Raw genomic sequence first — 19925 nt, 5'->3', positions numbered from 1 at the left:
GGGTCAGCCTTCACGGTCTTGGTTTTCGATATAGTTTTTGATTACTTTTAAAGAAGCTCCTCCTGTCGAAAGGATAAGATAGCTTCTACTCCAAAAATAAGGTTTCCAATAATATGGCGCTAAGAATACAGCGAATTCCGTTCGTATATATCTTGAGGATACCGTTTTAAAACGGTTTGTTTTATAATGTGATTATAACACATATATAAGGGAGGGTTGGTTGATGCAACAGACGAAAACGATTAAAAATAAAATAACCTCTCACAGTTCGAAAACCTTCGAACCTACACTTGCTATCTATCGGAAGGCACTATCTTTTCTGGTAGATGTTATCAATACGGAATGGTCTGTTTTAGAAAATTTAAGCACAAAAGAGTTGGTAAACGCTGTAGAAAAATTAACACATCACACCAAAACGAACCCCTGCCCAAAGTATGATTTTGACGCAACATTTTATAAGTTTCCTTCTTATCTTCGAAGGGCTGCCATTTCTAAAGGTTATGGAATTGTGAAAAGTTATCGTTCCAACTATCAAAACTGGTTGGATGAAAAAAGCGAATCAATTGTTCATGGTAAGCGTTTTAAGAAACAGTCCCCCGTTTTATCTGTTAGGCATGAAGCATTTCCGGTGTTTTATAAAGGGAATATGTTTAAACAAGTATCTGACAATCAAGCAAAAATCAAAGTTTTCCTAAATAATGATTGGGTTTGGGTAACGATTACTTTCCATCATAAAAACTTGAAGAATCGTGGAATTGCCGGTTGGAAAGAAAATAATCCTACCTTAGTAAAAACAGGCAAAAAGTATTTCATTCATTTTTCTTATGAGAAAAAGATTCAATTAAATAAAACAAAATTAAAAGAACAAGTCATCGTTTCTGTAGACTTAGGTATCACGAATTCTGCGGTTTGTTGTGCAATGCGTTCAGATGGAACTGTCATCGGCAGGAAATTTATTAATCAACCGGTAGAAAAAGACCGTATGTACACAAAAATCAACAAACTAAAGAAAGCTCAACGTCATTCAGGGTATGTAAATGCACCAAACTATTGGAGACGAATTAATGGTCTAAAGAAACATATTGTGCATCATACATCTTCAGAAATTATCAAATTTGCTGTCGATCATCAAGCAGATATCATCGTATTTGAGTACCTTGGTAAAATGAAACACCCAGAGGGGATGTATGGTGCAAAAAAGTTACGCCATAAAGTACATCATTGGAGCAAGCTGGGCATTCAAAGGAAAGTTGAAGAGATGGCACATTACAAAGGCGTACGTATTCGACGAGTAAGCGCTAAGTATACTTCCGCGCTTGCTTTTGACGGTTCTGGAGAAGTGAAACGGAATCATAAAAAAGACCTTGCCGCCTATCAAAATGACAAAGTCTATCACGCAGATTTAAATGCTTCTTATAATATAGGAGCACGGTATTTTATTAGAGAATTCCTTAAATCCTTTTCTGAAAAGAAAAGGTTACTACTGGAGGCAAAAGTTCCTTCCTTAGTAACTAGAACTCGGCTGACATTGGCTTCATTAATTAGCTTACATCAGGCGTTACGTACTAATGGTGCGTGATTATGCGTGCTGTTTGCTGTATTTAAGTCAATAGAAGCCCCTTTCAAATCTTAGATTTGGTGGGGGAGGTTCACTCTCATGGATATACCTTCTATGTAAAGCGCCTGGAGGATTTAATGTTGAGATTTTGTCTAAGTAGAATAAAACACCATCCTTTTATGATTAAGTTAACCTGAAAAATCCCTGTGAATATGAGTTTTTCTAATATAATTGGCTATTCATTGGGATTTTTCAAAGGAATCCAGTATCTCATTCTAGACATGCAAGAAAGGTTAAACTAATATTCTATGGTTAAATTTTTCCAAGTGTTTTTCCAATTTTTATTTTTCATCCGCTTTACATAAACAGAATGCAATTTAGTCTCTTTTAAATAATATGGAGTTGGTTTGACAATCCCTTGGAATAAATCCACCAAACCATAGGGAGCCATTATTTTTATTTCCTGATGACGTATCTGTGCAGCAACGGCAGTGGGTGTTTCAGGGAAATGGGCAACGCCGTCAGAGGAAGACGTATATGGAGGATTAGTATTTTTTATATGCATCCGAGCCTGATTTTTCACAGACCAGGGTTGTCCAGGCATGAGTTTTTCTAATTCTGCTTCTAATTTTTTCTCAGTATCTTTGGAAAGGTCTGTTTGATCATAATAAATAACATCGATATCGTTTATTTTTGTATGGGAGTTTTGTAAAGTATCCCAAACCTTATTTCTGATCAGTCCGGCAGCAACCCAGCAATCGTTTAGCTCCAATGTCTCCACTGTTTGTAAAATAGATACGATGTAGCTATCTTCTTTGAGAATATTTATTAACCTTTCTTCGTATTCAGTCATATATGTATCATCTCCCTCTATCTAGTTTTATTGTATAGCAAAATCTGGTTGAATGAAATTCTGCATAAACGGTTTTAGAGGAATTTTACTAGCAAATAAATGGTAGAATAGAGAAGTATACGAAAGTTAACTTAAGAAATAGAAAGGAAGCTCCAATGAGTAAATATAAAGTAATTCTATTTGATTTAGATGGCACCCTCTCTGATCCAAAAGAAGGTATAACAAAATCGGTTCAATACGCATTAGATAAAATGGGAATTGCAGAACCTGATTTGGATAAGCTGGAATGCTTTATTGGTCCTCCTTTACAGGTATCATTTGCTGAATATTACCATTTTAATGAAGAAGAAACACAAAAAGCTATCCAATTTTACAGAGAAAGATTTAAAGAAAAAGGAATGTATGAGAATATGTTATATCCTGATACACGAGGGTTATTACAATCATTGCAGGGGCAAGGATTTATTTTAGCAGTGGCAACGTCAAAGCCGACTGTTTTCGCAGAGCAAATTCTGGAATATTTCCAAATCAGCAAGTACTTTGAAACAATAATAGGGAGCAATCTGGATGGTACAAGATCCGCAAAAGCAGAAATTATTCAGTACTTAATAGACAACTACACAGAATATGCATTAGAAGAATTTATCATGATTGGTGACAGAAAGCATGATTTGATTGGAGCCAATAAAACTGGCATAGATTCCATTGGTGTTACATATGGATATGGTTCATTGGAAGAGCTGAACGATGAAAAGCCAACATTTATTGCAGATAGTCTTAAACAAGTAAACATGATGCTGCTGGAGAAACCTTTCTCTTAATCAATCATCTCTATCTTTCAGGCAAATGGAGGCAGTATAATGTCCAAAACAAAACGTTTAATCGAAATAATGATGACAGTAAATGCAAAACGCAAATTTACAGCGAGAGAACTGGCAGAAGAATTTAATGTCTCCTATCGTACAATTCTTAGAGACTTGGATGAATTAAGTGAGCTGGGGGTTCCGCTTTATTCAGAAGTCGGTGCGGACGGCGGTTACTATGTATTGAATGAGCGGATGCTACCTCCAGTTTTATTAAAAGAGTCTGAGGCGATTGCGCTTTATTTTGCTTTTCATTCCCTGCAATTTCTAGGAGCTCTCCCATTTGAAACGGAAGTGGGCTATGTTTTAAAGAAACTATATAACTATCTGCCTGGTGACGCGAAGCTGCGTATTAATACAATGAAAGACCGGATTGTTTTTTGGAATCCCAGCCGTGTCCAGACAGCAAATGAGCTGGATATAATATTAAATGCAGCGGTAGACCAATCCATCGTGACTATCCAATACGACAGTCAAAAGGGGATAAAGGAGAGAATGATTCAGCCAATTGGTTTGTACAGTCATAATGGTTTCTGGTATTGTCCGGCTTATTGTTTTCTGCGCGAGGAAATTCGTTTGTTTCGTGCGGATCGAATAAAAAAAGCAGTGCATACAGATAAAAAGGGGCGGAAATTGCCTTATCAATCGATTATGGAATGGATTGAGCTGTCAGAATCCGAAGTTTCTAACCCGGTTACTTTTTTGGTAGATTTAACGAGAGAAGGAGTCCGGCGTGCAATGTCAGAGTTAGATTTGGAGAGGCATGTTCAGAGACGTGAGGATGGGACAGGCTGGGTAGAAATGAATATACCTGAGTCAGAGCTAACATATTTTGTTGATCTGGTCTGGAATTTTGGCAGTGAAGCATATGTGTTGGAACCGAAAGAAGCAGCAGCCTCTATGAAAAGGAAACTGGAAACCCTGCTGGAGAAGTACAAATAAATTTTAAAATATCTTTATTAATGATGACATCATCTGTCATGATTCCATGGTACGTTAAGGTAGAAAAAAGAATGAAAGGGTGAATGTTATGCATGCTGTATCTGTGTTAAGAAACGAGTTATTAGCTGAGTTGGAGCTTGGTATCAGGTCCATAGAAGGGTTATTGAAGAAGGTGGAGGACAAGGATTGGAGCTACCGCCCGGCAGAAAATATGCGTAATCTCGGGGAGCTTGCCAGACATATTGTTTCTATACCGGAAGTAGACTTGAACCTTTGGCAGGAGATGGATGAGAGGGCGATTCGAGATCTGGAGTCAAAGTATGAGAAGCTGGAATCTGCTGAGGAATTGATTGAAGCAGTGAACCGGGGCTTTCAATTGTTTAAAACGTATATGCTGTCTCTATCGGATGAGGATTTTTTAACTAAAAAAACGAAGCCATTTTATTTAGAAGAAGGTGAGACACAGGCGCATTGGCTTGTAGAAGAGGTTTCTCATCTGTTCCATCACCGGGCACAGTTCTTTAACTATTTAAAGCAGCTTGGTTACGATATAAATATGTTTGATCTTTATGTTTAACAAAGAAGAAAGAGAACTGGGAGGTGAATCATATTTGAATAAATAAAAAATAATTTGTGAGCGTTTGCATAGACAGGGATTAATGGCGCAGCTTGAGGATATCCATGATATAAAATCCTATAAACAATTATTTCAGAGATTACAGCCGGTAGCTCCAGTTTTTAACAGTCGTCCAGGTGAGGCCCCAAAGCTGGTGCATAGGACAGTTTTTAATGACACGCTCCTGGCAGAAGAATTACGAAAAAAACATCAGCTGGTAAAAGGGCGTTTTCAGGGTGGACGCATCGGATATGTTCTGGAAGAAGATCTGGGGCTATACAGCACTATTTTTCGAAAGCCTGTTCAAAAAATAACAGAGCTTCATGAAGAGGTTTTATCCATGATTCAATCGTCAGGCGGTATATCAAAGGACCAGTTAAAAGAGGAGCTGCCTTTTAAAGCAAAAGAAATCACTGCTGTTTTAAAAAGACTTCAGGAAGCCTTTTTAGTATACGAATCACAGGTTGATACGGACTGGAATACAGGCTGGTTTGACTTTAAAACAGAATGGCCGGAAATCAAATGGGCAGAGGATCCGGTTCCTGCTGTAGCAGAAATGCTGCTGCGTTTTTTGGATGCAGCCGTATTTGCTGCTATAGATCAAATGAAAAGCTGGTCGCAGTTAAAGCGTACAACGATACAAAATGCTGTAACTGCATAATGGAAAGAGAAGCAATTGTAAAAATAGAAGTGGATGGACTTGGCGAAGGATTTATGCAGAAAAAAGATTTGCATTTAACCAATGAAGAAATCCCGCAGTCTGTATTTATGCTGGATAACTCAGATTTTCTGGTCAGAACTGAAATAGACGAACTGAAAGAGAAATTTAAAGGGAAAGAGGTTCTTCAGTATCTCTTAATAGATGGCGAATTTAAAGGAGCGATGCTTGGACATTGGCGGATTGGTCCACACGATATTGAAGATATTACACTGTGTCTTGGAGAAGAAGAACCAGAAACTAGGAAAGAAGAAATCATTTCTGCCGTCAGAACTGGCTACTCAGTGGAGACAACCCATATTTTGCGTTTCAATGGAGAGAATCTCTGATGAGAAGGGGAGGATGATAGAGTGGGGCTGATAAGAAATAACATTGTGGTGGAATACAATAATAAAGGATATTTAATGTACTCTGAAAGTTTCCCGGGGGCATATACAAGGGACAGAGAGCGTGAAGAAGCGCTCTCTAAGTTTCCTGCAGAGATTAAAAGGTATTGCAGGTGGGCCGGGATAGATTATGCTGAAACAGATGTTGTTGAATCTGTCATTGTTCAATCAAAAGAAAGAAATCTGGAAATACACGAAGCAGATTCGGACATCATCTTTTTATCGGAACAGGATCCGTTATTGGTGGAGGAATATGAGCTGATAAAAAAGCGGGTATTAAAATCTGCACATGATTTTCAGCTTCTTTACGACTCTATTCCGGTTAAGACATATACTTCTTTACCGAAAAGAAAATCTTTTTATGGTGCTGTGCCGAGCACTCCTGAAGAGATGTATGAGCATACAAATGGTGTGACGAATTATTATGCAGGAGAAATAGGTGTGAAGTTAGATAATATTGATAATATCTATCAAAATAGAGTTCAAGCATTAAAAAAGATAGAAGAGACGTGCGATTTTCTGCATAATAAAACGTTTCATGGCAGTTATGAAGAGCAGTGGTCGCTGCGGAAGGTATTAAGAAGATTTATTTGGCATGACCATATTCATGCGAAAGGTATGTACCGTATGGCTGTGAAGAAATGGGGAGATAGTGAAATTCAAAATCCGTATTATTTTTGATGATGAAGGATAGGTAAATTAAATAAAAGTTTAATAGAATATAAATTTAGCAATTACTCTTTTAAAAATAATCCAAGGATGAAGGTATATAATAGTGGAACATAAGAACTTTTTAATAAACAGAATGAACGGAGAGAGTTATTGTGGGAATGAATCAGAAAAAATATCATGTCCGAAACGTACATTATCTAATAAGAACTGCTGAAGAAAAAGATGCAAAAAGGTTATCTGCTATCAGATTACAAATTGATGGAGAAACAGAAAATATGGATAGGGAGAGAGGCGAGGCCTACATAGATGAAGCCGGCTTTAAACATATCATTAAAAATGATACGGAGAGTCCGAACAATTTATTTTTAGTAGCTGAAGTGGATGGGGAAATTACGGGATTCTCAAGATGCGAAGGTAATACATTAAAAAGAACCTCTCATCAGGTAGAGTTCGGAGTCTGTGTACTAAAGGAATATTGGGGGTATGCTATTGGACAAAATCTTTTAAAAGAATCGATTCAATGGGCCGAATTTAATGGGCTAAAGAAAATAAATTTGAGTGTTCTTGAAACGAATGATAAAGCGATAAAGTTGTATGAAAAGTATGGTTTTGAAACAGAAGGTATATTAAAGAAAGATAAAAGATTATCGGATGGAAACTACTATAATACAGTGCTGATGGGGAAGTTCATAGATTGATAAATAGTAAACTGGATTGTAAATGATATAAATACAAAATGATTGCATCGAACAAACAATCATCTTGTATTTATATTGAAATTTTTATTTATCTAATCAGGAAAATGAGAGGTGTCATTAAACTTATGTATAACTCTTTGGTGATAATGATTTTGACCAAGAACAGTAATACCGCCAGCCGATGAAGAAAAATATGCATTTATAATCATTTCGGGTGTGAATTTCATCCACCAGGCTGTGATATATCCCAGAGTACCACCATGTGTGACGATAAAGATATTTTTCTCTTTTTCTCTATCATAGATATTATTCATACAGTGACAAACACGGTGATAAAACTCTCTCTTCGTTTCTCCGTTTTGAAATGCCCGATAATCTAAATCGATGCCGCTGTTTTTTCTTGGTTGCCTGTGAGCTTTTGCCCAATCCTTTGTTTTTCCAGCTGCAACGCCGGTATTTATTTCTCGGAGTTCTTTATCTTGTATGACTTCGAGGTTAATCCTCTTGCCAATGATTTCTGCAGTTTGTGCCGCTCTTAATAAATCGGATGAATAAAGAGCATACTCTGCATCATCAGCTGCTGATTTTTGTAATTTGTCACCTATCGATTTTGCTTGTTTTCTTCCTAGATCTGTTAAAGGGGTATCCGTCCATCCGCCTGACATGTTATTTACATGATGCTCCGATTGACAATGCTGTATTAAGGTAATATTGCTCATGCATTTTCCCTCCCAATTAGTGAATAGAATCTATTTTATTATAAACTTTATTCTCATTAGAAGGAATTATCATTATATTTGTGGAAGAATGATAGATGATAATAATAAATGAAGTGTGAAGATATTTTTAAATAATGTATGGAGGTGATAGCATGGATTTAAATATTTTAGCAGCCAAAGCTGCAAAAGTTTATCAATTAAACCCAAAAGTAGAAGCGGTTGTATTAGGTGGTTCCGTGTCCAAAAACTGGCATGATTCTTATTCAGATATTGAGCTATTTATTTTTTGGAACGAATCTCCGACGGATGAGGATAGAAAATTTCCTATTACCAAGCTGGCAGGGGAAGTTATTGATTTTTACCCTTACGAAGAAGAGGAATGGTCAGAAAGCTATATTGCTGAGGGAATAAAATTAGAAATAAGTAATTTTTTAACAACCAGCATAGAAGGCATCATAGATGATGTTGTTGTATCTTTTAATCCGGATGTATATAAGCAATGTCTTGCAGCGGCTGTATATGATGGGGTGCCACTAGGCGGCGAATCACTTATTAAACAGCTGAAGGAAAAGATAAAACAGTATCCGGATGAATTAAGTATTGCAATGATAAAAGAATATATGTATTTAAGTAATAGCTGGACGAATCGGGAAGCTTTACTAAATCGTAAAGACTGGCTGATGCTGTATAAGGTAATAACAGATGTGCAAACAAACATCATGGGAATGCTGTCTGGGTTAAATAAACAATATGTGCATCATCCTGCTTTTAAATGGCAAAAGCAGACATTGGAATCAATGATGATAACTCCTGAAAATATACATAATCGACTGGAGACTGTTTTTCTGGGGGAACCAGCAGCTTCTCTGAGCGGATTAGAAAGTATCGTGCAGGATGTTTACCAGCTTATACAATGTGAATACCCGCAAATAGATATTTCATCAGTTATTGACAAATCCCTATTTTTACGGCCTGAGCAAGGAAAAGAATAAGAGCGGGCTGTATAAATAGGGGAATGTTTAAGATATATTGGATGAGGAGGAAGATTATTGGGACAAAATAAACCAGAAGCCTTCGCACCGCCAAAGCATATCGTATCTGCAGCAACGATTGTACTTAATGATAATAATGAGCTTTTGTTAATTATATGCAATCAAGTCATGCTAACAAATGATTTAAAAACTTGTCAGCTGCCAATGATAAAGAAGCGTCTTTCTTGGTTGCCAATCCAATTTTTCTTTTTTCAATAATCTCATCAATGTGCACCTCAAATAATTGTTTTTCAGCCAGCTCCTTTAACACCAGTTCTTTAGTCACAAATGCAACACCCATGCCAATTTTGGCGCATTCAATTAATAATTCCACGCTGCCAACTTCGATATCCGGTTTGACCTCCAGATTTTGCTTTAGAAAAAGCTGATGAAGGAATTTTCTGGAGTTGCTTGCTTCTGAAAAAGAAATAATCGGATATGCTTGTATTTCCGACAAAGAAAGCATTTCTCCTGTCAGGTGTTGAAACCTTTCCCCGACAACAAATGTGCTGTTAATACTTAAAAAATCCGTTATGGAAGCATTGCTTTGATGAACTGGCAGGTGAACGATGCCAATATCAATTAACCCATTTTCCAATTTATCCAAAATCTGTGGTGTAGAGCCATGCTGCAGCTTAATTTGGATATCAGGATACAACTCCTGGAAGCTTTGGACATAGGGCAGCAAATAGTGCTTGCAGGTTGAATCACTTCCTCCGATTGTAACAGAGCCGCTCTGCAAGTTTTTCATTTCCGCTATTTTCTGTTCTGCATTATCAATTAAATCAAACGCTTGTTTGAGATAACCAAATAACACTTCGCCTTCCTTTGTAAGCAAGACTCCCTTTGATGTTCTGGTAAACAGCTGGATGCCCAGCTCATTTTCCAATAGTTTTATGGAATGACTGACGCTCGGCTGTGTAATAAAAAGCCGTTTTGCTGCTTTACTAAAATTTTTTTCGATTGCTGTTATAAAAAATACGCGGTACAAGTCTGTATTCATGATATAGATACCACCTATAGCTGCTGTTAGAAATATTAATTTCATTTATATCATAACCCTGATTATAATGAATAACAAACAGCATCTAGCAGAGGAGAGAATAAAGATGGAGGAAGGTCGTACGTTTGATGTAAAAGCAAGAAGTCCTTGGGCGGCTTTAAATGGGGTAAATAAGATCACAATTTCACCTGCCAAGCAAGGAATAGAGGCTGCTATCACCATTCCAGGGAGCAAAAGTCTGACGAACAGAGCTCTTATAATGAGTGCTCTGGCGGCTGGTAAGTCTAAAGTGAGCGGTATTTTAAAAAGTGATGATTCGTACTGGTGTATCGAGGTTTTAAAGCAATTAGGAGTGGGGACTGAGCTGCAGGATGATATAGCGTATATTGAAGGAAGCAGCGGTCATTTCAGGTCAAATGATATATATATTGGTGCAGCAGGAACGATTGCAAGATTTCTGCCGGGAGCATTGGCAGCCTCCCGGGAAGGAGAGTGGGAGCTGGAAGCAAGTCAAAGTATGAGCAAAAGGCCGATTGCGCCGCTTATCCATGCCTTGAGACAGCTCGGTGCTGATATCGACTATTTGGCAAAAAAGGATTATTATCCGTTACGTATCAAAGGGAAAGATGTAAAAGGCGGAGAAGTAAGTCTTTCAGGCTCGATATCCAGTCAATTTATCAGCGGAGTGTTAATTGCAGCACCATATTTTAATGAAACGACAAGAGTAACTATCAAGGATGAAATTGTCCAACATGCTTATGTCTTTTTAACCCTGGATCTAATGAAAGAATTTGGTGCAGATGTGCAGTATGACAATGCACTGCAGCAAATCGTTATAAACCCGCAGCCATACAAAGCGAAAGATATTCAGCTGGAGTCAGATGCTTCTGCGGCCTGCTATTTTTTTGCACTGGCTGCGGTGACAAATGGGAGAATACGAATAAATGGCTTAACAGAGAAGACAAAGCAGCCAGATATTCAGATGCTGGATGTTTTTGAAAATATGGGGTGCAAGGTTATAAAAGGTGCTTCCCTTATTGAGCTGGAAGGTACTGCACAATTAAAAGGCGGTTTTGAAATATCCATGAAGGAGATATCTGATCAGGCGTTAACTTTAGCAGCAATTGCACCATTCGCTGATAGCCCGATTACTATTAAGGACGTTGCCCATATCCGTCATCATGAATCCGACCGGATAAGTGTTATTTGTGGGGCATTAAAGGAACTGGGAATTCGGACAGAGGAATTTGAGGAGGGGCTAAAAGTCTATCCGGGGACTCCAAAACCAGCTTGTCTAAACACCTATGATGATCATCGGGTTGCGATGGCATTGGCGCTGATCGGATCAAAGGTTGAAGGAATTCAGTTAAATGACCCGGGCTGTGTGTCTAAAACATTTCCGGGATATTTTTCATTTTTGGAGGAGCTGGGGTTAGGTGTAGCGAGGGAATGAGGTGAATAATAACAGCCTACTATATCTAATAATATTTAAAATTATCATAACACAATATTCTTAACATTATGTTATGATAAATCAATTGGTTTTACAAAGATAGTAAGGAGGATCAGTTCATGACCAAAGAGGACTACAATCCTAAAATAAAAATAATTGAAGCAGGCGGTTATACTAAACCGGAATTAATTCAAAAAATGAAAGAAAATAACATACTTTTAAATGAGCTTGCCGGGAAGCTGATAGCCAGTGATTACTTTAAGGTATCTAAAGAACAGTATCAAGTTAAGGTTGTTGAAGTCACTGTAAAGGATCTTGGTTTTATTGATGGAGCTGTGACATCAGAGCTATTCAGCAAGGCTGCTGACCTTCAACTGAATCTATGCCCGCTTGAGTCAGCTCCCTATATAAGGCTGGCGTATTTTAATCAAAGAGAAGGATATGTTGAACAACAGCTTGAAAATCAGGCACCTTATGGCTCGATAACAATAGCATCAGAAATTCTGAGTGAGGATCTGGAAGTTCCAAAAGGCTTTTATCTTCGCCGGATCCAAGGGGACTTATGGCTGCGCGGGTATATTGCGGATGAAGAACATGTTTGGAAGCCGGATGATCATTTTATATTTTGTATTAACGAATAATAATTTATTTGTAAGCTATATAAAACCTGTTAGCACAATATAAAAACAGCTTTTCTCTAAAAGAATTAAAGAAAAGCTGTTTTAAAATGCAAGTGAGCTGTCTGTTTTCCAAAATGCTTTCTGCTTATTTTGGGTTTAAATGCAAATAGACAGATTCAATGATGCCGTAGATTTGTTACTTCATTTTGTGCCTCTGATCATGATACATCTCTTTACATACTTTTGGTGCTGTCCAGAAGGTTGTTAACAATAAGAATACGACTGGAACAGCGGTTACCACGATAAATGACTGTAATGCATTGACACTATTTTCGCCTACTGATACTAATACAATAGCTACTAAGCCCATAACGAGCGCATAAAACACTCTTAACCATCTTGGCGGATGTCCATCACCGGAAATTGCCATAGAAATAGTTAATGACATGGAATCTGTCGTCGTTAATACAAAAATGATGGTAGCTAATAAAAATAGGAAACCAAAGATTGTTCCAAGCGGCAATTGTTCGGTAATTGCCATCATTGCAGCTGGTTGTCCTGCTTCATTCAAGGCAGTTGAAATGGAACCGGGAATGTTTAACTCCTGGAAAATTCCTGTCCCGCCGATAACTGCAAACCAGAAAGTTGCAATGACTGGAGCAATAACTGCTACAGCTACTATAAGCTCACGAATTGTACGTCCGCGAGAAATGCGGGCTGAAAAGACTGCCATCATTGGACCATATCCAATAAACCAGGCAAAGAAGAACACAGTCCATAAGCTGAGCCACGCTTCATCGCCCCGATAGGTATTAAATGAAATAAATTCATTGATATAGAGTCCAAATGCTTCAAAGTAATTGTTAAAGATAAAGGATCCTGGACCAAGCAATAAGACACCTATAATTAATGCAACTGCTAAAATGACATTAAAGCTGCTCAAAATCTGAATACCTCTATGAAGTCCTGAAGCAGCAGAGATAGCTGCAGCAATAACGAGTAAAATAATAATAGTTATATGAACAGTGATTGTGTTAGGCAGATTTGTGATGGTACTTAACCCATAGCCTGCCTGTAAACCTAGAAATCCAATCGGTCCAATTGTTCCGGCTGCAACAGAAATAATTGCAAAAGCGTCGACAATGGTTCCGAACACGCTTTTTTTGATTATTTTTTCGCCAAAGATTGGATAGAGCAATGATCTTGGCTTTAATGGCATCCCTTTATGATAATGGGAATACATTAGTACAATTGTTCCCAGTGTGCCTAAGATCGCCCATGATAAGAAGCCCCAATCAACAAAGCTCATTGCAAGTGCAGGTACAACAGCTTCTGGTGATGCATTTTCAATTCCAGAGAAATGAGGCGGGACCTCCAGGAAATGACTAAGCGGTTCAGCTGCTGCCCAAAATACGCCGCCTCCAGCTAATAATGTACACATGATTATGGAAATCCATTTAAATGTACTCATTTCCGGCTTATCAATATTACCTAAACGAATTTTTCCATATTTCGAAAAGCCCAATATTAGGGCAATAAAAAATGTTCCTAGTACGACAATCTGATAAATCATTCCAAAATAAGTAGCTGACCATCCAAATAACGTATTAACCATATCGGCAACGAAATCAGCGTTTATCCATGCGAATACAACAAATAACAGCAATGCGCCGCCGCTTATAAAGAATGTAGGTAAATCCAGTGAAGTTTTCTTTCTATTTGAACCTTCCATTAATACTTTTCCTCCATTTTGTTAATTTTACTTCTGGTTGTTTTGTTTTTCCTCTTAGTCTTCCTCTGAATTCCATTTTTATCTAATGAATAATAACTTTTTTATCACATTGAAATTCCTGTAAGATTCCTATTTGGAATAATTCTTATAGGGAGAAAAAATAGATATTAACAATCTGACGTCTAAAAACTAACATTCCGGATAGGAAATGCGAAAAGTTCCTCGAAATATTAGTTTGGTTTATTATCATGAAATATGAAACAGAAATGCAGTAAAAACAAAATAGTGGAATCATACTCCAGCAGTTGAAGTATAATTCCACCGTTCTATACCCTAAAACAATTTTAATATGTTGTCAATCATACATGCTTATTTAAAATAATCTCTCTTTTTTGAATAATTGTTAGTGAATAAGCGAGATTTTTTGAGAAATGTTTGCTAATTGTGTTAGAAAAGGAGGGTGACACCTTGAAGGGAGCTGCAGAGAAAATAAGATATAGGTGGAGTACTGACAGTGGAATGATTGGAGAATTCACTTGTTTTTGTAGAAATACGGTTATAAATAGGTTTGACTTTAATAAAAATAGCGGGTTGATTTTTATTTTTTATACTGATAATATCTATGTAACCGCCAAAGAAAAAATGTGGCTGGTTATTAGCTAATATGGCGTTAGGGTATCCCGGGATATTGAGAATCAGCTGATTTGTAATAAATCCTTATACAAAGTCGTATTAGCATGTTAAAGACAAGGACAAAAACTAATTGAATATATTATTCTTCGGGGCAGGGTGTAATTCCCGACCGGCGGTGACAAATCATTGAGATTTGAAGTCCGTGACCCGCGTATAGCGGTGGATCCAGTGAGATTCTGGAGCCGACAGTTAAAGTCTGGATGGGAGAAGAAAACTTAAGTCAGCACATGAACAGGAGAAGTGTATTCTTTTTAGGTACATAAAAATCTGTTTCAGTGTATAGACATGGTTTATTTAAGTATGCCCCGTGAAGAGTTTTCACGGGGCTTTTTATGGTTTAAGAAAGGAGGAAGCATATGGAAGCACTGTATATGGAGCAGGCGATAGAGCTCGCAAAACTGGGGAAGGGAAACACATATACCAATCCTTTAGTCGGTGCAGTAATTGTGAAAGATGACACTGTTTTAGCTACTGGATTTCATGAGAGATACGGTGAAAGGCACGCAGAAAAAATGGCTGTCGACCAATGCGAAGCTCCCGAAGATTTAATTGGTGCAACAATGTATGTGACGCTGGAGCCGTGTAATCATACAGGAAAACAGCCTCCCTGCACCCAAATGATTATAAAGAACGGCATTTCCAAGGTTGTGATTGCACAGCTTGATCCTAATCCTGTTGTAGCTGGTAAAGGAAAAGCCTATCTAGAATCACAGGGGGTACAAGTGATTTCCGGTGTATTGCAGGAGAAGGCAGAGGCATTGAATAAGCATTATAACTATTTTCATAGGAGACAGCATCCTTATATCGCATTAAAGCAGGCCGTCAGTCTGGATGGGAAAATTTCTGCCCATCCGAAGCAGCGGACGTATCTTACTGGAGAAGAAACATATAAAACAGTACATGAAGAACGTCAATATTTCCAGGCTATTATGGCAGGAAGCGGGACAATTTTAGCGGATAATCCCAAACTGCTGCCGAATGTAATTACTGATTTCCCACCTATTCGGATTATCCTGGACCGGAGAGGAAAAACATTGGATTTCGAGAAATATCAGATTTATAGAGAAACTGTTCCTGTATGGGTGTTTACAACATCAAGTGCTATAGATGATGTGCCTGAGCATGTACGATTGCTGCCAGACAAGCATTGGACAATCTCAAAAGTAATTGAGTATTTGCAGAACGAGGGGGTTCAATCGGTTTATGTAGAAGGAGGGAGCAGAATTCATGATGCTTTCCTGGCAGAAAATCTGTTTGAAGAGGTAATTACGTATATCTCTCCCAAGCTGATTGGCGGTAATGGAGTACCTGCCTTTTCCAGTGATAGAAATGTTTTATCTGCAGTACCCTTAACTTTACAGAGTGTGGAAGCAGTTGGTGAGGATATACGAATAGTCAGCAGGAAGGGGAAGAAGGATGTTTACAGGATTGATTCAGGAAACAGGAACAATCAAACGAATCAAAAAAGTGAGCCAGCATATTGAGTTAACATGCTCTGCCTCCAGAGGGCTTTTGCAGGATTATAACATTGGCGACAGTATGGCAATCAACGGTGTCTGCTTAACTGCGATAGAAATAACTGACACAGATTTTACAGTGGATATTATGCCGGAAACATTTCAAAAATCGGTATTTTCTGATTTACAGGTACATGCGGTGGTAAATTTAGAACGGGCAATGTCTGCAAATGGACGCTTGGAAGGGCATATTGTTTCAGGTCATGTCGATACAACGACGCGATTAATTAAAAAGGTGAAGAAGGAGAATTCCATTATGCTTACATTCTATTATCCGCCGCAAATACAAGGAGAGATTGTAGGCCAGGGATCTGTAGCGATTAATGGAACAAGCTTGACTGTATCAGCTGTTACAGCAGGATCATTTAGTGTTTCACTTATTCCTTATTCCATGAATCATACAAATCTGGGGCAGTTAAAACAGGGCGAACTTGTGAATATAGAAACGGATATACTTGGAAAATATATCAAAGCCATGATCGGTGCGGGGAAAAATCAAGCATTAAGCAAATACACAGGAGAATAGAGGGGAAAACATGACGGTACAAAATATCGAAGTAGCTGTTTCAGCTTTGAAGCAGGGACGATTAATTATTGTTACTGATGACGAGAACCGGGAGGCAGAAGGTGATTTAGTCGGACTTTCCAGTAAAGCTGCGGCAGAAACAATAAACTTTATGACAAAGCATGCCAGGGGTTTGATTTGCGCTCCTGTCTCTGAACAAATTGCTAAAAATCTAAACTTGTGGGAAATGACCAAAGAGAACACAGACGAATATCAAACAGCTTTCACTATCAGTGTCGACCATAAGGAAACAACCACAGGGATTTCTGCATTTGAGCGGGCAAAAACAATTCAAGAGCTGGCAAATATTCATAGTCAAGCGGCTGATTTCAACAGGCCGGGGCATATTTTTCCGTTAATAGCGAAGAACGGCGGGGTGTTGGAGCGCAGAGGTCATACGGAGGCAGCAGTGGATTTAGCGAAGCTGGCAGGAGATACTGAAGCAGCCTATATTTGTGAAATTTTAAGGGAAGACGGAACGATGGCCCGGTTCCAGGATTTAAAACAGATTGCGGCAGAATGGGATATGCCATTGATTACCATAGAAGAACTCGCTGATTACCTGGCTTATTCCAGTATCAAAGCAAATGCAAAAGTGAAGCTGCCCACAAAACATGGAGACTTCGATTTGTCCCTTTATCAGGATAAAGAAGGAAAAGACCAGCTTGTATTATCCATGGGACAAATCAAAGACAGCGAAGAACCGATCTTAGTCAGAGTACATTCCGAATGCCTGACTGGAGATATTTTCGGATCTCATCGTTGTGATTGTGGTGAGCAGCTGGAGAGAGCAATGCAAATGATTGCTGCTGAAGGCAGAGGCGCCATTCTGTATTTGAGACAGGAAGGAAGAGGAATAGGACTGCTTAATAAATTAAAAACGTATGAACTGCAGGAGCAGGGTGCAGACACCTATGAAGCCAATGTTTCTCTTGGCTTTTTGCCTGATGAACGCCATTATGATATCGCTGCATGGCTGCTGAAAAAGGAAGGAATATCGAAAGTCCGATTACTGACGAATAATCCAGATAAAGTAAAGGAATTGCAGCAATATGGTATTGATGTGGCTGAACGGATTTCGATAGAAACAACCATTTATCATGAAAATAAACACTATTTAAAAGTAAAGAAAGATAAATTTCATCATTTATTATCTATTGAAGGAGAATGATTATGACTGTATATGAAGGAATGTTTCAAGGAGAACAGTTGAAAGTAGCCATAACCGTTTCACGATTTAATGAGCTGATCACTTCTAAATTACTGGAAGGCGCCAAGGATATTTTAAAAAGGCATGGAGTAAAAGAAGAGGATATGGATGTTTATTGGGTACCAGGGGCTTTCGAGCTTCCATATATCACAAAGCAGGTAGAAAAAACAAAAAAGTATGATGGCATTATTACACTCGGAGCGGTTATTCGCGGAGCAACCACACATTATGAGCTGGTCAGCAATGAAGCAGCCAAGGGTATTGCACAAATTGGTCTGCATGCAGATATTCCGGTTATATTTGGTGTTCTGACCACAGAGACAATTGAACAGGCTTTGGAGAGAGCTGGTACAAAAGCAGGGAATAAAGGTGGAGAAGCTGCCCTTGGTTTATTAGAAATGATGTCATTAAATAAATTGATTTACTCTTAAATGCAGATGAATAAATATCACGGAAAGAAGGTTATCCATAAAAGGGAGCCTTCTTTCTTTTATGGGTATAAAATGAACCAATATGTGTCTCTTAAAAAAATATCTTTAATTAAAGATAAAAAGGGTTGTATTTTAATCACTTGAGGTGTAAAATGATATTAACGAAGGGAGATGGGACAGATGAAAAAAAATACACTTGGCTCATTAATTTGGCTGCGTATTGCCCGTTTTATGCATCAAAGCAATCTATTGTCTAATGACTTTCTAAAGCAATTTGATATTACCGTTGCCCAATTTGATGTATTAAACCAGATCTGGTCTTATCAGCCTCTCACCCAAAGTGAGCTTGCTGCCCGGGTGACAGTGTCAGAGGGCGGCATTTCACGTATGCTTAGCAGACTGGAACAGGAAGGATATATCCAGCGGAAGCAGGATTGGAAAACAAAATGGATCAGCCTGACAGCAAAAGGAGAAGCTAAGATAGAGGAAGTTTTTGAACATCAGCTGGCTTTTCAAACTTCTGTTGTCAATGATTGTTTAACAGAAGAAGAGCAAAGAACATTATATATGCTTATGTCAAAGCTGCAGAAGAATACAGAAAGCAAACTAAAAAAATAATAGTTTTATTATTTTTTTAATCATAACTTGACTAGTAAACTGATGAAGGAGGAATGGTTTATGTATACTATTCCAGGACACCATCATATTTCGATGGTTACAAAAAACGCAAACGAAAATAATAGATTTTATCGTGAGGTACTTGCCTTACGTCGTGTGAAAATGACGGTGAATCAGGACGATCCTTCCATGTACCATTTATTTTACGGTGATAAAACAGGAAGTCCCGGTACAGAGTTAACCTTTTTTGAGATTCCAATGGTTGGCCATACGCATAGAGGCACAAACGCAATTACCCGAATTGGATTATTGGTTCCATCAGAAGAGAGTCTGCATTATTGGGAAGAGCGATTTGATAAGAACAATGTGCTGCATGGCGGAATAACAACCTATGCCAATCGCACTGCGATGAAATTTGAAGATCCGGAAGGGCTGCAAATGGTGTTGATTGTTGCAAATGGAGAAAAAGTAGATCACTGGGAAATATGGGAAAAATCAGATGTTCCCGCTGAACACCAGATTCAGGGAATGGGCTCAGTGGAAATAACAGTAAGGAGACTGGATAAGCTGGCGTCTACATTAACAGATATGCTTGGCTATACAGAAGTGAGCCGAAATGAGCGGGAAGCTATTTTCCAATCTATGCCGGGTCAGGTTTTTGGAGAAATCGTTGTGAAGTATTTAGAAGGCCCATCCGAAAGACCGGGCCGTGGCAGTATTCATCATTTAGCTATTCGTGTGAAAAATGATGAAGAGCTGAAATTTTGGGATGAACAAGTAAAAGCACGCGGTTTCCATTCATCCGGCATTGTCGACCGCTTCTATTTTAAAAGCTTATATTTCCGCGAATCCAATGGTATTTTATTCGAAATTGCAACAGATGGCCCGGGATTTACCGTTGATGGAGATGTGGAGAATTTAGGAGAAAAACTTGATTTACCGCCATTTTTAGAAGACCGTCGGACAGAAATTGAAGCGAAATTAGCTCCAATAGAATAATAAAAAAGAAAATATAAAAACGATTTCC

Annotated in this window: 22 protein-coding genes, 1 pseudogene and 1 riboswitch; of the genes and pseudogenes, 18 read left to right on the top strand and 5 right to left on the bottom strand. The window is 38.2% G+C overall.

From position 1 onward, the window contains the following. Positions 1-3: 3 nt before the first annotated feature. A pseudogene (locus BN1068_RS21740) lies at positions 4-165 on the bottom strand (transposase); the annotation flags it as partial. A 58-nt stretch (positions 166-223) separates the two neighbouring features. On the opposite strand from BN1068_RS21740, the gene BN1068_RS21735 reads away from it, so the two are divergent. After that, the gene (locus tag BN1068_RS21735; RefSeq protein ID WP_077604904.1) at positions 224-1579 is read left to right on the top strand and encodes an RNA-guided endonuclease TnpB family protein; all 1356 of its coding nucleotides are present in this window, start codon (positions 224-226) and stop codon (positions 1577-1579) included. A gap of 277 nt (positions 1580-1856) precedes the next feature. Here BN1068_RS21735 and BN1068_RS21730 read toward each other — a convergent pair whose 3' ends face one another. Next, a complete protein-coding gene (locus BN1068_RS21730; RefSeq protein ID WP_077604903.1) occupies positions 1857-2411 on the bottom strand; it encodes a nucleotidyltransferase family protein in 555 nt (184 codons plus the stop codon). Between the two features lie 155 nt (positions 2412-2566). Here BN1068_RS21730 and BN1068_RS21725 point away from each other — a divergent pair, with 155 nt between their 5' ends. The 7 genes from BN1068_RS21725 to BN1068_RS21695 all read left to right on the top strand — a co-directional run bounded on the left by BN1068_RS21725 (position 2567) and on the right by BN1068_RS21695 (position 7306). Next, positions 2567-3232 carry an HAD family hydrolase gene (locus BN1068_RS21725; protein WP_077604902.1) on the top strand — a complete coding sequence of 222 codons (666 nt, stop codon included), beginning with the start codon at positions 2567-2569 and terminating at the stop codon, positions 3230-3232. A 39-nt stretch (positions 3233-3271) separates the two neighbouring features. Then, a complete protein-coding gene (locus BN1068_RS21720) occupies positions 3272-4216 on the top strand; it encodes a helix-turn-helix transcriptional regulator (protein ID WP_077604901.1) in 945 nt (314 codons plus the stop codon). An 88-nt stretch (positions 4217-4304) separates the two neighbouring features. Continuing rightward, a complete protein-coding gene (locus BN1068_RS21715; protein ID WP_077604900.1) occupies positions 4305-4793 on the top strand; it encodes a DinB family protein in 489 nt (162 codons plus the stop codon). An 82-nt stretch (positions 4794-4875) separates the two neighbouring features. Next, positions 4876-5493 carry a hypothetical protein gene (locus BN1068_RS21710; protein ID WP_077604899.1) on the top strand — a complete coding sequence of 206 codons (618 nt, stop codon included), beginning with the start codon at positions 4876-4878 and terminating at the stop codon, positions 5491-5493. Then, positions 5493-5879 (top strand): hypothetical protein, encoded by a 387-nt coding sequence (locus BN1068_RS21705; protein WP_077604898.1) that lies wholly within the window; start codon positions 5493-5495, stop codon positions 5877-5879. The genes BN1068_RS21710 and BN1068_RS21705 overlap by 1 nt, the downstream gene beginning before the upstream one ends. A 21-nt stretch (positions 5880-5900) precedes the next feature. Then, positions 5901-6617, top strand: a complete 717-nt coding sequence (locus tag BN1068_RS21700) for a hypothetical protein (RefSeq protein WP_217697341.1) — start codon at positions 5901-5903, stop codon at positions 6615-6617. Positions 6618-6766: 149 nt separating this feature from the next. Then, entirely contained in the window at positions 6767-7306 is a 540-nt protein-coding gene (locus tag BN1068_RS21695; RefSeq protein WP_397334322.1) for a GNAT family N-acetyltransferase, read from the top strand. A gap of 92 nt (positions 7307-7398) precedes the next feature. Here the strand turns inward: BN1068_RS21695 and BN1068_RS21690 are convergent, their stop codons facing one another. Beyond that, positions 7399-8025 (bottom strand): histidine phosphatase family protein, encoded by a 627-nt coding sequence (locus tag BN1068_RS21690; protein ID WP_077604896.1) that lies wholly within the window; start codon positions 8023-8025, stop codon positions 7399-7401. 152 nt (positions 8026-8177) lie between these two features. Between BN1068_RS21690 and BN1068_RS21685 the strand changes: the two genes are divergently transcribed. Beyond that, complete coding sequence (locus tag BN1068_RS21685) at positions 8178-9017, top strand: DUF4037 domain-containing protein (protein WP_077604895.1); 840 nt, start codon at positions 8178-8180, stop codon at positions 9015-9017. A 166-nt stretch (positions 9018-9183) separates the two neighbouring features. Here BN1068_RS21685 and BN1068_RS21680 read toward each other — a convergent pair whose 3' ends face one another. Then, positions 9184-10059 carry a LysR family transcriptional regulator gene (locus tag BN1068_RS21680; protein WP_254846850.1) on the bottom strand — a complete coding sequence of 292 codons (876 nt, stop codon included), beginning with the start codon at positions 10057-10059 and terminating at the stop codon, positions 9184-9186. Between the two features lie 106 nt (positions 10060-10165). Here BN1068_RS21680 and aroA point away from each other — a divergent pair, with 106 nt between their 5' ends. Together aroA and BN1068_RS21670 are read left to right on the top strand one after the other, a co-directional pair. Continuing rightward, on the top strand, positions 10166-11512 hold the full coding sequence (aroA, locus tag BN1068_RS21675) for a 3-phosphoshikimate 1-carboxyvinyltransferase (RefSeq protein ID WP_077604894.1): 1347 nt from the start codon (positions 10166-10168) through the stop codon (positions 11510-11512). Positions 11513-11631: 119 nt separating this feature from the next. After that, positions 11632-12153: a helicase gene (locus BN1068_RS21670; protein ID WP_077604893.1), complete on the top strand. Its 522-nt coding sequence runs from the start codon at positions 11632-11634 to the stop codon at positions 12151-12153. Between the two features lie 175 nt (positions 12154-12328). On the opposite strand, the gene BN1068_RS21665 is transcribed toward BN1068_RS21670, so the two are convergent. Beyond that, complete coding sequence (locus tag BN1068_RS21665; protein ID WP_077604892.1) at positions 12329-13864, bottom strand: BCCT family transporter; 1536 nt, start codon at positions 13862-13864, stop codon at positions 12329-12331. A 468-nt stretch (positions 13865-14332) separates the two neighbouring features. Here BN1068_RS21665 and BN1068_RS21660 point away from each other — a divergent pair, with 468 nt between their 5' ends. The 7 genes from BN1068_RS21660 (at position 14333) to BN1068_RS21630 (ending at position 19897) form a co-directional block, all read left to right on the top strand. Beyond that, positions 14333-14527: a hypothetical protein gene (locus BN1068_RS21660; RefSeq protein WP_077604891.1), complete on the top strand. Its 195-nt coding sequence runs from the start codon at positions 14333-14335 to the stop codon at positions 14525-14527. 108 nt (positions 14528-14635) lie between these two features. Next, a riboswitch (FMN riboswitch) is annotated at positions 14636-14773 on the top strand. A 140-nt stretch (positions 14774-14913) separates the two neighbouring features. After that, positions 14914-16041 carry a bifunctional diaminohydroxyphosphoribosylaminopyrimidine deaminase/5-amino-6-(5-phosphoribosylamino)uracil reductase RibD gene (gene ribD, locus BN1068_RS21655; protein ID WP_077604890.1) on the top strand — a complete coding sequence of 376 codons (1128 nt, stop codon included), beginning with the start codon at positions 14914-14916 and terminating at the stop codon, positions 16039-16041. Further along, positions 15974-16600 carry a riboflavin synthase gene (locus tag BN1068_RS21650; RefSeq protein ID WP_077604889.1) on the top strand — a complete coding sequence of 209 codons (627 nt, stop codon included), beginning with the start codon at positions 15974-15976 and terminating at the stop codon, positions 16598-16600. The genes ribD and BN1068_RS21650 overlap by 68 nt, the downstream gene beginning before the upstream one ends. A gap of 10 nt (positions 16601-16610) precedes the next feature. After that, a complete protein-coding gene (locus BN1068_RS21645) occupies positions 16611-17810 on the top strand; it encodes a bifunctional 3,4-dihydroxy-2-butanone-4-phosphate synthase/GTP cyclohydrolase II (protein ID WP_077604888.1) in 1200 nt (399 codons plus the stop codon). 2 nt (positions 17811-17812) lie between these two features. Continuing rightward, positions 17813-18280, top strand: coding sequence for a 6,7-dimethyl-8-ribityllumazine synthase (ribH, locus tag BN1068_RS21640; protein ID WP_077604887.1), 468 nt, complete (start codon positions 17813-17815; stop codon positions 18278-18280). 180 nt (positions 18281-18460) lie between these two features. After that, the gene (locus BN1068_RS21635; protein WP_077604886.1) at positions 18461-18898 is read left to right on the top strand and encodes a MarR family winged helix-turn-helix transcriptional regulator; all 438 of its coding nucleotides are present in this window, start codon (positions 18461-18463) and stop codon (positions 18896-18898) included. A 60-nt stretch (positions 18899-18958) separates the two neighbouring features. Next, positions 18959-19897 (top strand): ring-cleaving dioxygenase, encoded by a 939-nt coding sequence (locus BN1068_RS21630; RefSeq protein ID WP_077604885.1) that lies wholly within the window; start codon positions 18959-18961, stop codon positions 19895-19897. Positions 19898-19925 lie beyond the last annotated feature (28 nt).

This window comes from Oceanobacillus sojae (assembly GCF_900162665.1).
GTDB lineage: Bacteria > Bacillota > Bacilli > Bacillales > Amphibacillaceae > Oceanobacillus > Oceanobacillus sojae_A.
This window is presented reverse-complemented; position numbering and strand designations above follow the sequence as displayed.

Bases quoted from the DNA above. Each gene is read 5' to 3' on its own strand.
- BN1068_RS21735 (WP_077604904.1), top strand. From the start codon at position 224: ATGCAACAGACGAAAACGATTAAAAATAAAATAACCTCTCACAGTTCG.
- BN1068_RS21730 (WP_077604903.1), bottom strand. From the start codon at position 2,411: ATGACTGAATACGAAGAAAGGTTAATAAATATTCTCAAAGAAGATAGC.
- BN1068_RS21725 (WP_077604902.1), top strand. From the start codon at position 2,567: ATGAGTAAATATAAAGTAATTCTATTTGATTTAGATGGCACCCTCTCT.
- BN1068_RS21720 (WP_077604901.1), top strand. From the start codon at position 3,272: ATGTCCAAAACAAAACGTTTAATCGAAATAATGATGACAGTAAATGCA.
- BN1068_RS21715 (WP_077604900.1), top strand. From the start codon at position 4,305: ATGCATGCTGTATCTGTGTTAAGAAACGAGTTATTAGCTGAGTTGGAG.
- BN1068_RS21710 (WP_077604899.1), top strand. From the start codon at position 4,876: ATGGCGCAGCTTGAGGATATCCATGATATAAAATCCTATAAACAATTA.
- BN1068_RS21705 (WP_077604898.1), top strand. From the start codon at position 5,493: ATGGAAAGAGAAGCAATTGTAAAAATAGAAGTGGATGGACTTGGCGAA.
- BN1068_RS21695 (WP_397334322.1), top strand. From the start codon at position 6,767: ATGAATCAGAAAAAATATCATGTCCGAAACGTACATTATCTAATAAGA.
- BN1068_RS21690 (WP_077604896.1), bottom strand. From the start codon at position 8,025: ATGAGCAATATTACCTTAATACAGCATTGTCAATCGGAGCATCATGTA.
- BN1068_RS21685 (WP_077604895.1), top strand. From the start codon at position 8,178: ATGGATTTAAATATTTTAGCAGCCAAAGCTGCAAAAGTTTATCAATTA.
- BN1068_RS21680 (WP_254846850.1), bottom strand. From the start codon at position 10,059: ATGAATACAGACTTGTACCGCGTATTTTTTATAACAGCAATCGAAAAA.
- aroA (WP_077604894.1), top strand. From the start codon at position 10,166: ATGGAGGAAGGTCGTACGTTTGATGTAAAAGCAAGAAGTCCTTGGGCG.
- BN1068_RS21670 (WP_077604893.1), top strand. From the start codon at position 11,632: ATGACCAAAGAGGACTACAATCCTAAAATAAAAATAATTGAAGCAGGC.
- BN1068_RS21665 (WP_077604892.1), bottom strand. From the start codon at position 13,864: ATGGAAGGTTCAAATAGAAAGAAAACTTCACTGGATTTACCTACATTC.
- ribD (WP_077604890.1), top strand. From the start codon at position 14,914: ATGGAAGCACTGTATATGGAGCAGGCGATAGAGCTCGCAAAACTGGGG.
- BN1068_RS21650 (WP_077604889.1), top strand. From the start codon at position 15,974: ATGTTTACAGGATTGATTCAGGAAACAGGAACAATCAAACGAATCAAA.
- BN1068_RS21645 (WP_077604888.1), top strand. From the start codon at position 16,611: ATGACGGTACAAAATATCGAAGTAGCTGTTTCAGCTTTGAAGCAGGGA.
- ribH (WP_077604887.1), top strand. From the start codon at position 17,813: ATGACTGTATATGAAGGAATGTTTCAAGGAGAACAGTTGAAAGTAGCC.
- BN1068_RS21635 (WP_077604886.1), top strand. From the start codon at position 18,461: ATGAAAAAAAATACACTTGGCTCATTAATTTGGCTGCGTATTGCCCGT.
- BN1068_RS21630 (WP_077604885.1), top strand. From the start codon at position 18,959: ATGTATACTATTCCAGGACACCATCATATTTCGATGGTTACAAAAAAC.